The organism is Mesorhizobium sp. M0239 (assembly GCF_040321815.1).
Classification (GTDB): Bacteria; Pseudomonadota; Alphaproteobacteria; order Rhizobiales; family Rhizobiaceae; genus Mesorhizobium.
The window spans coordinates 21,427-35,361 of sequence record NZ_JAMYSG010000014.1 but is presented as its reverse complement, the minus strand read 5'-3'; the positions used below and the strand labels follow the sequence as shown (position 1 = coordinate 35,361).

Genomic DNA, 13,935 nt, shown 5'->3' with positions numbered 1-13,935 from the left:
AAGGGCGACCCGATCTGCGTCAAGCTCATCGCCAGGGAAGAGACGAAGTGATGGGCACCCCCCTACCGCTGATTACCACCGGCGGCCGCCTCGCGTTCCAAGGTGGGCATGTCGTGCTCCTCGCAGGCTAGCCGAGGCAGAAATAACCGATCAGCGTCCACTCGGGCGGCGTGTCGAGAATCTCGGCCATCTCGGTCACATCGAGGATCGACACCCAGCCCATGCCGATGCCTTCCGCCCGCGCCGCTAGCCACAGTGTGTGCACCGCCATGACGGCCGAATAGTCGATGGTCGCCGGCATGGTTATGCGACCGAGCCCAAGGCCTTGTCCGGTCGTGCGGTCGGCGAAAACCGCGAACTGACAGGGCGCCTCGTTGTGACCGGCAAGCTTCAGCCGGGCATAGAGTGCAGCGCGCTCTCCCGAAAAGCACGTGAGCGCCTCGGCATTGCAGCGTTCGAAGCAGTCTCTCACCGGCGGTGCGCCGCTCGAGGCTGTCGACCACTACGAAGCGCAAGGGCTGGCTGAGGCCAACGCAGGGCGCAATGCTGGCGAGCTCGAGCAGCCGTTCCAGCTTGCCCTCCGGCAGAGCCGTCGGCTCGAAGCGCCGCACATCCCTGCGCCAGCGCAGCAGCGTGATCAGCCCGGCCCGAAAATCGTCGGCGAAATCGGGAGGTGACGGCATGGCAGTCTCGTTCGGGGCTAGGGATTGCAGTAGGGAGTACGGTGTGGATTGCCAGCTGCCTATTGCCCAAGCTGGCTTGTTGCGTCCGACTAGCGCGCCATGCGGCCCTAACCGCAAACGATAGAAAAATGTTTCTTGGTGGGCGGCGCTATTACGATGCAATCCAGCAAACCAGTTTCGATCAGCTCGCACGGCGGTGAATCATGTGCCAGGGCCTTTGCTAAATGCGCCATTGACACTCAGGCGCACCCGTATCGCTCACCAGGCCTCGGAATGCGGAGAACGTCGGCCTAGAACGCGGCGACGGCGACAGGCGTCTCAGCTTGCATATACTCGTTCCTGCCGCACCGCCTGTAACTCATTTTGCTTCCGACCACGTCGGCCTCGATGTCCCCGAAGGTTCCCCAGGTCATTCGCAGATACCATCGTCTGACGTCATAGCGCCTGACCAGCACCAGCTGCCCAATTTCATGGGCATTGCTGAGCTTCCAGTCGCCCGCAGTTTCGCCTTCCACCAGTGTCAGGCATCACCCAATTGGGACTCATCCCTCTCACAGTCAATTCGCGGTTGACTTATTTGTCTCCGGCGAAGTGCGACAGCTGCTCGTATCCAGCAGCGTGAGCGATAGTTGATCAAATGCTGCCAATGAGTTTTGATACTGCAATCTTTAGACAGCCGCCTACCATGAATGTGCCATCGCGTTTCGGCGATCGAAGGAGCGAAGCCGGGTGTCCAGTCGTCACTACATATTCCCGGAGAACAGCGAACCTCTGCGGCTATCGCGGCGGCTTGTAGAGGGAATGATCTTCGGAAAGGACGCTCTCCCGCAATACGCCGGCACACGCCAGCGGGTCGTCTCGGTGATAGTTGAGAACGAAGGCACCGCGCCGAATCGGATTCTAGATGCCCAAGGAGCCTATTGGGTTTTCGATGCTGCGGGCGATATCCGAAAGGGCCTCACACGGTCGACTAGCGACATTATGAGCGCCACCTTCAATGATTCCGACAACAAGGGAACGGTGGTGGCACTTCAGCCAAAGCTCTCCAAGAAGAGGGCTGAGGAGGAGCACCGCTGGGTAGTGGGCAAGGCCGAACTCGACAGGATTGCCGCAGACATCTGGCCGAAGGTGAAGTCGGACAAGATGAGATCCGCGCAGGGGGTTTCGGTGAAGCGACCGCCGCTTACCTATGATGCTCGGCACGCACTCGACGAGGCTACCGCAAATCTGTGGAAGATTTCGCACGCAGTAGCTGAACTTAAGGAGCCGAGCCTGAAGGGCTTTGCCCATGAGGCTCGTTCGAGAGGTGCCGACCGCCCGGAGCACGAACTTCTCTACCAAGCCATCGCCCAGTTGGCAGATCAGCGACTCGAAATTCTGCGACGTCGCAGGACCGGGAAAGGCGTCTGGTATGCCATAGTGGGCGTAATAAAATGGAACGGCGACCACGTAGGCCAGAGCGTAGCCAGGTTCCACGAGAAGTGCGAAGGAAAGCGTTCAGCGGTCGTCGCGGCGAGAAAGCTTCTCGCCGAACATGCCGGTGAATTCGCGGAAAATATGACTGTGGAGGCCGAAGTGCTGACTGACCTTGAATGGCAGGGCAGGCTCCCTGAAGTGGAAGATTGAGGGTCGCGCCATGGCGGGCTACTTGATTTCGGTGTCGCAGATGCGTGGCCAAAGACCGACACATGCTGCCAGGCATATGCATCTGCGGCGGGTTTGACTTTTGATATTGGGATAGGCAGGAAGGCCGCTTGCTGTACAGACGAGCTTATCGGCGAGGTCGAGAATCCTAGTACCGGTCAATGGTAGTGCATCCACAGCAGTCTGATTTCGACAGCCGTCGTCGAGCCGGAGTGCGCACCGCCCTGTGCGGTGAGGCCTCCGTAAGGTCTGGGTATCTGAATGCCGTGTTAGCGCGGGCGCGCCAAACCTTGGCTCGCGCCGGTCAAGGCAGTTAATCAAAAAAATGGGACATCCGGGGTTCGCAGGCATACAGTGTGCCATCGACGGCAACTCTAAGGGCGTCCGTCGGCTGTGAGCGATCAACATGCTTCCGCCCCAATAGGGAGAGGGAGCTATGACAGACTCCAGTTCACAAACTCACACTGCCGCGCAACGCGACACCCGCCAAAATTCCATCTATCGCAATTCGCTGCTGCTTCGAATGTGCTCGGCAGATTTGGCATTGCTGCAACCTCACTTGGAAAGCGTCTCCCTTGGACTGAAGACGCATCTCGAAGTGGCGGGGTCACCAATCAGAACCGTGTACTTCTTCGAGAGCGGTCTCGGGTCAGTGGTGGGCGAACTGCGGCCTGGTATTGAAGCTGAGATCGGAATCATTGGTTGTGAGGGCATGACCGGCTCAGCGCTTATCATGGGCGATGACCGATCAACGCACGATTGTTACGTGCAATTAGAAGCCCGCGCCTTTGTTATCGACGCGGGCCTCTTCACCAAGGCGCTTTTGACAAGCCCAACCCTGCGAACTTTTCTGCTCCGCTACGTTCACTACTTTCACCTCCAGGCAAGCTTCACCGCGCTCAGCAATGCCCGGATGAACATCGTCGATAGGCTCTCAAGATGGCTGGTGATGTGTGATGATCGCGTCGACGGAAACCGCTTGGCGATTACGCACGAGTTCTTATCAGTCATGCTCGGTGTCAGGCGGCCCGGCGTCACCATAGCGCTGCAAATGTTAGAGGGGCAAGGTCTGATACGATCGATGCGAGGAGAGGTCGTTATCCTTGATCGCACGCGTCTGATTGCGCTGGCTGACGGGTCGTATGGCAGGGCTGAAGCCGAATACGCTCGGCTAATCAGCCAACTGCCTTGGCCGCAGGCGCCTGATCGCCAATGAATGTGCTCGAACATGGCCGATCTCCTGCATTGAGGCCATGTCCGGGTAAGCCGCCTAAACAGAGCCTTCACCGCCGACGTTGCCGAGCATCAGATCCAAGACGAAGCTGTCATGCCGGCACCGTTGCATGCGCCGCCCGAGGAAAACCGCCCCTCGCATCCATTCAGGATTCCGAAGCACGATACGGCTGTGCACCACCTTCCGGCCACTGCAAAGGGGACCCGAGATGACTCGGTCCGTAGAGGAGGTTTTCGAAGAGCATCTGAGGCGATATCTAGGAGGATCTTGGGGCGCACTGCCATCTAACCTCGATTAAGCAGGCATTCATGCGCTGGTTGGAGCAATGGCGAGACTCATTGCACCAGCCCAGTTCAAGGCATGTGCGGACAACCGCTTTGGGCGCCGAACAGATCGATTGGCGGCATAGCCTTATCTTGCCTCACGGGAAGGCTGTTTCGGGACTTTTCGAAATCAGCCCATGGAAGCGGCGGCGTGATGGAGGAGAAACCCCGAAGCCAACTTCCATCATCAGCCGTGGCCTGTGCGCCGGCACGGTGCCCATATGGAACCCAACGGATCCTCGACGAAACCGAAACCGGCCTCGCCGGTCAGCGTGACCGGGCTCTGCTTGCCGTACACGTCCAGAATCTCTTGCGCGGGATGGCCGACGACAAGCGTAAGTTGGTGCTTGAGGGCGCGGCGATCATGGCTTCCGCGGACATAGACATGCGGGCCGGTCCCCTCGTCGACGGGCACCAGATAGAAAAAGAACTTCAGCATCCGCCAGTCGTCCAGACCGAAGTGGTATTTGCCGAGCGAAGCCAGGTTCTTGTCGGCGTCCGACGCCTGGCCGGTCGGGAAGCTCCACCAGACGCGCGTTGTGATCAGCGTCGCCTGGCCGCCGAGATAGTGCGCGGCAATATCCATGAGCAGCGGATCGTTTTGGATGGCAACGGCCGAGTTACAGCCCAGAATGCGCTCGAAATGATGACCGCTGAGCAACGGACGGCCAAACCGCGCCTCAGCCTCCGCATGCTCCGCCGGCATGAAGTCGAGTCGGCGATCGAAATTGCCGAACAAGGTGTGCACCTGGCGAATGCGGCTACATCTTCAGCCACCATTGTTGGCAGGACGAGGCCGGGAAAAAGCCCATCCATCCGCAGCGCGTCGAGAACGTCCTGGCAATTGATACCGGCAAACATCGTGTCCTGGGCTCTTTGCGACCTTCGGACCGGCTTTGCACCACGCCAGTGCATTCTCCGTGCCGGCATGGTGCGCGCCAACAGCCTTGAGGATCCCGATGACCGTTATGAACCCCGACAAAGCCGGCGCGGCAAGCCTTGAGACTATCGCGCGAAACGGCAGCATGCTGCGTCGCATAGCCGTACGCATTCCGACCTACCTGTCGGATATTCGCGAGAACCCGGCGTGGCTGCCCATGTTCATCATGAATGCACTCATCGACGAAGGTTGGGTCCCAGTGCTTCGCCGCGATTCGCCGCGGAAGAACTAGGCGCTTGCCACGTTTTGTGCAACGCACAATTGCACTCAGAAATGGAGGTTGCGCGTTCGAATAAGACAATCGCAACCACCCCAATTACCTCAGGAACTGTCTGTAGCCGCCGCCCATCAGGTAGCGGCCACGTTGGATGGCGCGACGTACCTGATCGCGAAGATGGCCACCTGGATGACGCCAATCTTCTTCGACGCGGCGTGTCCCGAACAAGGCAATGGCGACCTCCTGATGAGATGCTCCGGCAAGCGAGCCATCCAAAGCCTGGAGTACGATACGCAGACGCGCTCCGCGGTGTTCCGGCGGAAAGCAAGCAGCTGACAGGCGGGCGCAACCATTGACGTGGTTCAAGAACTGAAGGGCAGCGACATGGAACTTGAGGTGCTGCGGCTGAACGATCGCGTCAACATATAGCCGCAACGGGCGGAGGACGGACGCACCGGAAACGGCGATCTGCAGACTCCGGCAGTTCTCCCTCAGCAGCACGTGCTGCACGCCCGCAGCTGTCAGCAGGATGTCCTTGCAGCATGAGAGCGAAGAAAGGTGAAGCGGTTCAAAATCGTGGTCGAGCCCAAGCGGCTCCGCGGCCGCTCGTAGAATACAGGCGCAATCGCGCGGATCCCAAAAGACCCTTGCCGATGTAGCGTCCGAAAGTGGCGCGTCGGCGAAAAAGAAGGCTCCATTGTCTTAGGAGAGCTGATCCTGTCGTCAACTCGATTATCTGCATGTCGCCTTGGGGTCCGACAATGCAGGCGGACGGTGCCATTTTGGCGTGGTCGCGCTGGAATTGTGGATTGCGCCGAAGAAACTCCCAGGCCCAGCCAGTGCGTGGCAATCGTCTAGCATAGTGGTAAGCGTCGTGGCGACGCCAGTCCGGCCAGCATACAAGGCCGACCGTCGCTTCCTTGGACAGACCAGCATCCTTCATGGCTCAGGTGTCCACTATGGCGCTATGCCGACGGGCCTAGAACCGGTTGCCACAGTACCGGTCCAATCAGACGTCCCCTGCAGCGGATGCGCAAAAGGCTCGCGTGGGAAATCTCGAGAAACCCAGCCACCGCCTCCGTTTTGCCGACGCATTCGGGTTCTCCGATGCGCGACAATGGCCACGTAGCCAGGCGGAGGATCCGCTCCATGCGCGTATCCGTCACCGTTACTATCCGGGTCAGATCCTTGGCCAAGCCGAACTCGATCATGCCCGCGAAGAGCTCGTAGGTCGCCTGGGCCAGCCCGCCCGCAGCCTTGGGCGCCGACGGAGGAAGATCGAGCGCGAAACGACTGCTCTCCCATATGTCGGTGGTCGAGGGCACGACGTCAGCACCCAGCAACACCGGGAAGGTGTCGCGCAACATTGTGGGTCCGGTGCTGGGCAGAAGACGCACGCAACCGCGAATTCGCCAGTCGGATCCTTTGAGGAGCAGATAGACGGGCTTCAGAGCATCAAACGAATCGGATTCCATCTGGTCTTCGGTATCAACTTCCCAATCGAGCCTTTCCTTGAACACCCGAAACCTGAGCCCGTGCATCTCTTTGAGTTCGCCTGCAAACTCGTTGTAAAAGTCTGGTGTTATCAGTTGCATCATGGTCGCCTCCATGTGGGATGTGTTCCCGCCATCGAAAGGCAAAGCTGACAGCGATGCAGCCTGTAGAGGTTTACAGGTATCGTGGCTGAAGAATCAGGATCTCGTCTGGCCGGAGGCAGCCATGCGTGCAACGGCCTGGTTGATCGTTCGAACGCCAAACTTTGCCTTGGCGTTTTCCAAGTGAAAAGTCACGGTGCGCTTTGAGACGCCGAGAAGCTGGCTGATATCCCAAGCCGACTTGCCGCGCGCCGCCCATTTCAGGCACTCGAACTCCCGCGGGGTGAGCGTTACACCATCCACCACGCGATCATCGGCGAGCCTGCGCCGGACATGGATATGAAAGTTGATGGCCACCAGCTGCAATGCTTTTTCGTAACGTGCCAGTGACCGCAACAGAAGCGGACGGGACTCGTCGGAAGCAAAGGTCAGGGCAGCAAACCGGCCGAGATGATCATGCATGGACATCGTCAGGCCGCCGCAGATGCCAAACTCAGCCGCACTCTCCAGAATTTGTTGCTGCGAATTCGGCAGACAGTGTCGAGCGCGGTCCACACCCCAATCGAATGTATCCCAGCCTTGCAGCCCGCGCAGGATGACCGGATCAAGACTGTGGTACCGCTGTTGCAGATAACGTGATGTCCAGGATGAAGGATAGTTTGAAATCAATTGGGGGGCGTCGCCGGAGGCCGACGGGTAAGTGAAATAGGCGAATAGCGGGAAGTCGAAGCCGGCTGCAGCGGAGGCCATTGCCTCACAGAGATCGGCAGCATCAACACTTGCAGACAGTTGCTCGACGAAGTTCTCAAACACGCGATGCATTTGCCCTGTGCGTAACCTCCGTTCGCTCAATGCCAGGCAGAGACCTTGTTTTAAACGATCCCGGACGGATACAGCGCGTGCCGAGAACGTGGCTAATCTGTTGAACCAATCCGAAATAGTCTGACGTTGTCTATGAGGCGTGTGCCGCCGAGCCAGGCCGCGACAAGCAACCGTGCCGGTCGATCAAGGCTTGGCATCGGGTGCAGATCTGCCTCTTCGCGAAGTTCCAGGTATTCGACCTCGCGATAGCCTGCAGCCAGAATTGCTGCGCGAGATTCTGCAAGCGTTGGCAGGACGGGTGAGCCGCGCCCAAGCCGCTCAGCCGTCTTGAGCAGGACCGATGATAGCTTGGGAGCAACAGCGCGTTGCGCTGGCGAGAGCCGCACATTGCGCGATGATAGCGCAAGACCGTCGGCTTCACGGACTGTCGGACAGGCAACAATGGTGATTGGAATATCCAAATCCCGGGCCATGCGCCTGACCAGGTGAATTTGCTGAAAGTCCTTTTCGCCAAAGAAGCCGAAGTCAGCGCTGGTCTGCAGGAAGAGCTTGGTGACGACGGTCGCCACGCCATCGAAATGTCCCGGCCGGAAGGCACCGCACAGGCCCTCGCTGACACCGGACACCGAAACGGTGGTGGCGAAGCCCGCCGGATACATCTCCTCTGCATCTGGCGCATAAAGCAGGTGCGCGCCAAGCGGTGCCAGTTTGGCGGCATCCTCGTCCTCGGTGCGCGGATACGCGGCAAGATCGGCCTGGCTGTTGAATTGCTTCGGGTTTACGAAGAGCGTCACGATCACACGGTCTGCCTTCTCGAGTGCAGCGCGCACCAGGCTGAGATGGCCCTCATGCAGGACGCCCATCGTTGGCACCACGGCAATCCTCACGCCCTCGCGGCGCCATGCGGCGACGATTTCGCGAAGCTGGTCAGCGCTCCTGACGATCGGCACGCTCACGCTGCTTCTCCGCTTTTGGTGGCTTGCGTGTCGGCGGGCGTGGGCGCATCGGCAAACACGTGCTCGGCGGCCGGAAACTGGCGCTCCTTCACCTCGTGCGCATAGGAAGCGATCGCAGCCGCAGCCGCCTCCCCCAGTTCAGCATAGCGCTTGACGAATTTGGGTCGGAAGTCGCCGAAGAGGCCCAGCATGTCGTCGACGACGAGAATCTGGCCGTCACAGGCTGCCGAGGCACCGATGCCAATGGTCGGGGCCGCCACCTCCCCCGTGATCCGGCGGGCGAGCGCCTCAGGAACCTTCTCCAGGACGATCGCAAAGGCGCCCGCTTCGCTCACGGCAAGTGCGTCGCGCCTGATGCGCTCGGCATCCCCGCCCCTGCCCTGCACGCGGTAGCCACCGATGGTGTTGATGGCCTGCGGCGTCAAGCCGACATGAGCCATGACCGGCACGCCGCGTGCGGCGAGGAAGCCGATCGTCTCTGCCATCGTTTCGCCGCCTTCGAGCTTGACGGCCGTGCAGCCGGTCTCCGACATGACGCGCGCAGCATTTCGGAAAGCCTGCTCTGGGCTTTCTTCGAAGGAACCGAACGGCAGGTCGACGACCATCAGCGCCTGCTTGATGCCACGGCGAACCGCCTGGCCATGCGTGATCATCATCTCCAGCGTGACACCGAGCGTCGAGGGCAGACCGTGGAGAACCATGCCGACGCTGTCGCCGACGAGCACCACATCACAATGGGGATCGACAAGCCGCGCGACTGGGGTGGTATAGGCGGTAAGGCAGACGAGCGGCGTCCCACCTTTGCGCGAACGAATATCCGGCGGTGTGATCGCCTTGGTATCACCAAACGCGCTCAATGGATCCTCCTTCCCCTACGTTACCAACCGCGGGTGTCGCCTTTCGCACATTTTTGTGCAGGTGCGAAGAGCAAAAAAATGGCCGTGCAGCTGTGGGGTGTTGACGTGCCGACAGGCGCGCTTACACTAAATCGATTAAGTGCCCCCCCGAGCTGGCAAACCAATTCGCGAACATGGACGATCAGGCAATACGACTCAGGAAAGACAGAGCCGCCGTGAATGCCGACGACGTCAAAGTGGACCTGATCGCCTTTGTGGTCGCCGTAAACGACAGTGAACCCTGTGTGCTCACCATCGGCCAGGCGGACACCTTGCCCTCCGGTCCCTTTGCGCTTGAGCACCGATCGCTGCAATCCGGCTTGAGGGGGTGGGTCGAGCAGCAGACCGGCCATCGGCTGGGGTACATTGAGCAACTCTACACGTTCGCTGATCGGGATCGCATCGGCGCCGAGCGCCAGCAGCGCGTCATCTCCATCAGCTATCTTGCATTGACCCGCAAGGAACAGGCAGCGGGCCCGCCCAAGTGCGGATGGCAGAGTTGGTATGAATATTTTCCATGGGAGGACCATCGCTCCGGCACGCCTCCGGTCGTGCTGGATGTTCTGCGACCACGCCTGATTGAATGGGCAAACGGCGTCCGCGATGCGGCCACGCGACGTGAACGCTGGCAGCGGGCGACGATAGCCTTTGGCTTCGACGACCGCCTTTGGAACGAGGAACTCACGCTGCAACGCTATGAGTTAGTTTACGAAGCAGGCTTGGTCCAAGAGGCCGTAAGAGGGCGGGACGGGGCGCCCCCTCCGCTGGTGCCCAGCAAGTCCATGGTCGCCGATCATCGCCGCATCGTGGCGACCGGCATTGCGCGGCTGCGCTCCAAGATCAAATACCGGCCGGTCGTCTTTGAGCTGATGCCGACGGTCTTCACGCTTTTGCAGCTGCAGCGAACCGTGGAGGCGCTCGCCGGCAGGCTCATCCACAAGCCGAACTTTCGCCGACTGATCGAACAGCAGGAACTGGTCGAGGAGACCGGAGAGGCCACTACTGAGACCGGCGGCCGGCCAGCGAAGCTTTTCCGTTTCCGCCACGCCGTTCTCGACGATAGGCTCATCGCCGGGACAAAATTGCCGCTGGCGCGGGGTTGACATCCCTTATACTCACAGCAAGTATATGCTGGTTATTTTCAATTAGAGTATAAGCGGGAGAGGGTTGATGAGCGCCATGCTGCCTGCGGCCGCGTTGCTCTACGAGCGCGTCCGGCGAGTGATCCCGCCGATCGAATGGCCGGCTTTCGTCGACGATATCGAGGCGATCCTTGCACTGAAGCGCGAGCGCAACGCCATCATCCTGGCGCACAACTATCAGACGCCCGAGATTTTCCATTGCGTGGCCGACATCGTCGGCGACAGCTTGGCATTAGCCCGCACGGCTGCGACGATCGAGGCGCAAGTCATCGTGCTGGCCGGCGTCCATTTCATGGCCGAAACGGCCAAGCTCCTTAATCCGGACAAGACCGTGCTCATTCCGGATCTCAGCGCCGGTTGCTCGTTGGCGGAATCAATCACGGCAGAAGACGTGCGCTTGATGCGCCAGCGTTATCCCGGCGTTCCGATCATTACTTATGTAAACACGTCGGCCGAAGTGAAAGCCGAGTCGGATATCTGCTGTACATCCGGCAACGCCAAGGCGGTCGTCGAATCCCTTGGGGTTCTCCGGGTGATCATGCTGCCGGACGAATATCTGGCCCAGAATATCGCCGCCCAGACAGATGTGCAGATCGTCGCCTGGAAAGGGCATTGCGAGGTGCATGAGCGCTTTACACCGGCCGACATCCGCGAGTTGCGCGAAAGCCATCCCGGCGTGGTCGTGCTCGCCCATCCCGAATGCCCGCCCGACGTCGTGGCTGAAGCAGATTTTTCCGGCTCGACGGCTGCCATGTCCGACTATGTCGAAAGGCAAAGGCCGCCACGTGTCGTGCTGATGACGGAATGCTCGATGAGCGACAACGTCGCGTTAGCGCACCCAGAGGTCGAGTTCATCCGGCCCTGCAATTTGTGCCCGCACATGAAGCGGATCACGCTTGCCAACATCCGCACGGCGCTCGAGCAGAACCACCATGTCGTAACCATCGAACCCGGGATCGCCGGGCGCGCGCGGCTTGCGGTCGAACGGATGCTGGCAGTTTGAGCGCCGACCTCCGCAGCTTCTTCGGGCGTCCCATCATCATCGGCGGCGGCATCGCCGGACTGATGACCGCGCTTCAACTGTCGCCGGAGCCGGTGCTTCTTCTGTCAAGGTCGCTGCTGGGAGCTGACAATTCGAGCACCTGGGCACAGGGGGGTCTGGCTGCAAGTTTCGGCGAAGACGACGATCCGGCAATGCACCTGGCCGATACGCTTGCTGCCGGGGATGGTCTCTGCGACAGAGACGTGGCGAGCCGCATCCTCCAAGCCGCGCCCAAGGCGATAGAGGGGCTTGCGGCCTTTGGGGTTCCCTTTGACCGCACTCCGAAAGGATCACTGTGCCTCGGATTGGAGGCCGCACACAGCCGACGTCGCATCGTTCATGCGCATGGGGACGGCACCGGGCGTGAGATCATGCGTGCCCTGATCGCGGCTGTGCGTTCCACTCCGTCGATAGTTGTCGTGGAGGGCGTGGAAGCGCGCCGGCTGGCCGTGCGAGAGAATGCGATCCGGGGCGTCTGGGCGAGCTGTTCGATCGGACCTTTCTTCTTCGGCTCACGGCGGGTCGTCCTCGCCACCGGTGGCATCGGGGGACTGTTTCTCGACACCACGAACCCTTGTGGCAGTTGCGGACAAGGCCTTGCACTTGCGGCCCGCGCTGGAGCTGTCCTAGCCGACCTCGAATTCATCCAGTTCCACCCGACCGCGCTTGACGGCCCGGAACGCCCTATGGCGCTGGTCAGCGAGGCTGTCCGAGGCGAAGGTGCTGCCCTGATCGATGAAACCGGCCAGGCTTTTCTCCAGAGCGTGCCAGGGGCGGAACTTGCGCCTCGCGATGTCTTGGCCCGCGCCGTGTCGAACCATCTTGCGGACGGCCACCGTGTTTTTCTCGACGCCCGACAACGGCCTGGCCCGGCATTCGCTCGACATTTCCCGACAATCGCATCAGCCTGTCGTGGAGCGGGCATCAATCCCGCCCGCGATCTCATCCCCATTCGGCCGGCCCAACACTACCACATGGGTGGCGTTGCAGTGGACAGCTCCGGCAGAACCTCCGTCAAGGGGCTGTGGGCCTGCGGCGAAGTCGCTTCGACAGGACTGCATGGCGCCAACAGGCTCGCCAGCAATTCCTTGACAGAAGCCATCGTGTGCGCCCGCTGGGTCGCTGAAAGTGTCGCCGGGACGCCTGCGCGCAGAACAAGGCCTGCGTTTGCCAACGTTTACCCACCGCCCGCTCCGATACCCGTGCGTGTTTTCCTGTCGCGCGCACTCGGCATCGTCCGGGACGGTGAAGGGTTGAAAGCAGCCGCGCGTGCCTTATTGCCGCTCGCCGAAAGCAAGGATGCGGTCTCGGATCCGGCGGCTGTCGGGCTAATGATCGCGGTTGCCGCCTTGTTGCGCGAAGAAAGCCGCGGCGCTCATTACCGGACAGATTTTCCTCATCATGCGACTGCCGCCCGACGGTCCGAAATCACCCTCGAAGCCGCCTTGGCTACAGCGCGGGGACTCGGACACTCGCCAAGTCTCGAAGGGCCGAAGTGATGACACTTTCACCGCTACCCACGGTCGTGCTTGAGCCGCTTGTACGGGCAGCTCTTCTTGAAGATCTTGGCAGAGCCGGCGACTTGACCACGCAGGCCATCGTCCCGAAGGAATACCAAGCGGGAACCGTGTTGGTGGCGCGACAGTCCGGAGTTGTCGCCGGCCTCGATCTGGCGATGCTCGCTTTCGGCTTGATTGATCCTGCTGTCGAAATCTCGGTGGAGCGCGCAGACGGCTGCAATGTCGTGGATGGAGAGATCATTGCATCAGTGGTTGGCCCGGCCCGGGCCATTCTCACAGCCGAAAGGACGGCACTCAATTTTTTGTGCCATCTGAGCGGCATCGCCACGGCAACGGCATCGATCGTCGCTGCGGTTCGTGGGTATGGCGCGAAGATCGTCTGCACCCGCAAGACGACGCCCGGATTGCGGGCAGTCGAAAAGTATGCCGTGCGCGCAGGTGGCGGGTCCAATCACCGCTTCGGTCTGGACGATGCAATTTTGATCAAGGACAACCACATCGCCATCGCAGGCGGCGTCCGCCCAGCGCTCGAGCGAGCACGAAGAGCGGCCGGTCATCTCGTCAAGATCGAAGTCGAGGTCGATACTCTGGCCCAGTTGGAGGAGGTACTTGGCTTCGCTCCCGATGCGGTTCTGCTCGACAACATGTCCCTCCCCGATCTTCGCCGCGCCGTCGCAATGGTCGGTGGCCGCGCTATCACCGAGGCTTCTGGCGGGATCACGTCCCATACAGCGCGGGCGGTTGCCGCGACCGGCGTTGATCTGATTTCGGTCGGCCGACTCATCCACAGCGCGCCGATCCTGGATATCGGCCTCGACCATCGGGGCTCATGATTGTCTGAGTCAGGATTGGGTCAACTGTCCTCTCCGATCGTCAACAGTCAGATAGCAAAGACCCCGCAAGACAGACCGGAGGAACAGC

Annotated in this window: 13 protein-coding genes and 2 pseudogenes; 7 read left to right on the top strand and 8 right to left on the bottom strand. The window is 60.6% G+C overall.

Annotated elements, in window-relative coordinates; translation table 11 throughout:
• Positions 1–62 precede the first annotated feature (62 nt).
• Positions 63–683 (bottom strand): annotated as a pseudogene (bluB, locus tag NKI99_RS33845) (5,6-dimethylbenzimidazole synthase).
• Between the two features lie 729 nt (positions 684–1,412).
• On the opposite strand from bluB, the gene NKI99_RS16395 reads away from it, so the two are divergent.
• Together NKI99_RS16395 and NKI99_RS16390 are read left to right on the top strand one after the other, a co-directional pair.
• A complete protein-coding gene (locus NKI99_RS16395) occupies positions 1,413–2,309 on the top strand; it encodes a hypothetical protein (protein ID WP_352611434.1) in 897 nt (298 codons plus the stop codon).
• A 454-nt stretch (positions 2,310–2,763) separates the two neighbouring features.
• Entirely contained in the window at positions 2,764–3,543 is a 780-nt protein-coding gene (locus NKI99_RS16390) for a Crp/Fnr family transcriptional regulator (protein WP_023766597.1), read from the top strand.
• Between the two features lie 439 nt (positions 3,544–3,982).
• Here NKI99_RS16390 and NKI99_RS16385 read toward each other — a convergent pair.
• Positions 3,983–4,814 (bottom strand): annotated as a pseudogene (locus tag NKI99_RS16385) (hypothetical protein).
• Positions 4,815–4,843: 29 nt separating this feature from the next.
• On the opposite strand from NKI99_RS16385, the gene NKI99_RS16380 reads away from it, so the two are divergent.
• Entirely contained in the window at positions 4,844–5,056 is a 213-nt protein-coding gene (locus NKI99_RS16380) for a hypothetical protein (protein ID WP_352611489.1), read from the top strand.
• A gap of 84 nt (positions 5,057–5,140) precedes the next feature.
• Here NKI99_RS16380 and NKI99_RS16375 read toward each other — a convergent pair whose 3' ends face one another.
• The 6 genes from NKI99_RS16375 to panB form a co-directional block, all read right to left on the bottom strand.
• On the bottom strand, positions 5,141–5,551 hold the full coding sequence (locus tag NKI99_RS16375; RefSeq protein ID WP_023766596.1) for a DUF2285 domain-containing protein: 411 nt from the start codon (positions 5,549–5,551) through the stop codon (positions 5,141–5,143).
• 58 nt (positions 5,552–5,609) lie between these two features.
• Positions 5,610–5,984 carry a transcriptional regulator domain-containing protein gene (locus NKI99_RS16370; protein ID WP_352487474.1) on the bottom strand — a complete coding sequence of 125 codons (375 nt, stop codon included), beginning with the start codon at positions 5,982–5,984 and terminating at the stop codon, positions 5,610–5,612.
• A gap of 22 nt (positions 5,985–6,006) precedes the next feature.
• Entirely contained in the window at positions 6,007–6,639 is a 633-nt protein-coding gene (locus NKI99_RS16365) for an acyl-homoserine-lactone synthase (RefSeq protein ID WP_352611433.1), read from the bottom strand.
• Between the two features lie 93 nt (positions 6,640–6,732).
• Positions 6,733–7,458 (bottom strand): LuxR family transcriptional regulator, encoded by a 726-nt coding sequence (locus NKI99_RS16360; RefSeq protein ID WP_023735835.1) that lies wholly within the window; start codon positions 7,456–7,458, stop codon positions 6,733–6,735.
• 92 nt (positions 7,459–7,550) lie between these two features.
• Positions 7,551–8,414 carry a pantoate--beta-alanine ligase gene (panC, locus tag NKI99_RS16355; protein ID WP_352611432.1) on the bottom strand — a complete coding sequence of 288 codons (864 nt, stop codon included), beginning with the start codon at positions 8,412–8,414 and terminating at the stop codon, positions 7,551–7,553.
• Positions 8,411–9,271, bottom strand: coding sequence for a 3-methyl-2-oxobutanoate hydroxymethyltransferase (gene panB, locus NKI99_RS16350; RefSeq protein ID WP_352611431.1), 861 nt, complete (start codon positions 9,269–9,271; stop codon positions 8,411–8,413). The genes panC and panB overlap by 4 nt, the downstream gene beginning before the upstream one ends.
• Positions 9,272–9,444: 173 nt before the next feature.
• On the opposite strand from panB, the gene NKI99_RS16345 reads away from it, so the two are divergent.
• From NKI99_RS16345 to nadC, 4 genes are all read left to right on the top strand, one after another.
• A complete protein-coding gene (locus NKI99_RS16345) occupies positions 9,445–10,413 on the top strand; it encodes an NUDIX hydrolase (protein WP_023735838.1) in 969 nt (322 codons plus the stop codon).
• Positions 10,414–10,480: 67 nt separating this feature from the next.
• Positions 10,481–11,455, top strand: coding sequence for a quinolinate synthase NadA (gene nadA, locus NKI99_RS16340; RefSeq protein WP_352611430.1), 975 nt, complete (start codon positions 10,481–10,483; stop codon positions 11,453–11,455).
• The gene (locus NKI99_RS16335) at positions 11,452–12,993 is read left to right on the top strand and encodes an L-aspartate oxidase (RefSeq protein WP_352611429.1); all 1,542 of its coding nucleotides are present in this window, start codon (positions 11,452–11,454) and stop codon (positions 12,991–12,993) included. The genes nadA and NKI99_RS16335 overlap by 4 nt, the downstream gene beginning before the upstream one ends.
• The gene (nadC, locus tag NKI99_RS16330) at positions 12,993–13,847 is read left to right on the top strand and encodes a carboxylating nicotinate-nucleotide diphosphorylase (protein ID WP_023766589.1); all 855 of its coding nucleotides are present in this window, start codon (positions 12,993–12,995) and stop codon (positions 13,845–13,847) included. The genes NKI99_RS16335 and nadC overlap by 1 nt, the downstream gene beginning before the upstream one ends.
• The last annotated feature ends 88 nt before the right edge of the window (positions 13,848–13,935 follow it).

Excerpts from the sequence above, each read along its gene's own strand:
- NKI99_RS16390 (WP_023766597.1), top strand. The coding sequence starts at position 2,764 with ATGACAGACTCCAGTTCACAAACTCACACTGCCGCGCAACGCGACACC.
- NKI99_RS16380 (WP_352611489.1), top strand. The coding sequence starts at position 4,844 with ATGACCGTTATGAACCCCGACAAAGCCGGCGCGGCAAGCCTTGAGACT.
- NKI99_RS16370 (WP_352487474.1), bottom strand. The coding sequence starts at position 5,984 with ATGAAGGATGCTGGTCTGTCCAAGGAAGCGACGGTCGGCCTTGTATGC.
- NKI99_RS16365 (WP_352611433.1), bottom strand. The coding sequence starts at position 6,639 with ATGATGCAACTGATAACACCAGACTTTTACAACGAGTTTGCAGGCGAA.
- NKI99_RS16360 (WP_023735835.1), bottom strand. The coding sequence starts at position 7,458 with ATGCATCGCGTGTTTGAGAACTTCGTCGAGCAACTGTCTGCAAGTGTT.
- NKI99_RS16345 (WP_023735838.1), top strand. The coding sequence starts at position 9,445 with ATGGACGATCAGGCAATACGACTCAGGAAAGACAGAGCCGCCGTGAAT.
- nadA (WP_352611430.1), top strand. The coding sequence starts at position 10,481 with ATGAGCGCCATGCTGCCTGCGGCCGCGTTGCTCTACGAGCGCGTCCGG.
- nadC (WP_023766589.1), top strand. The coding sequence starts at position 12,993 with ATGACACTTTCACCGCTACCCACGGTCGTGCTTGAGCCGCTTGTACGG.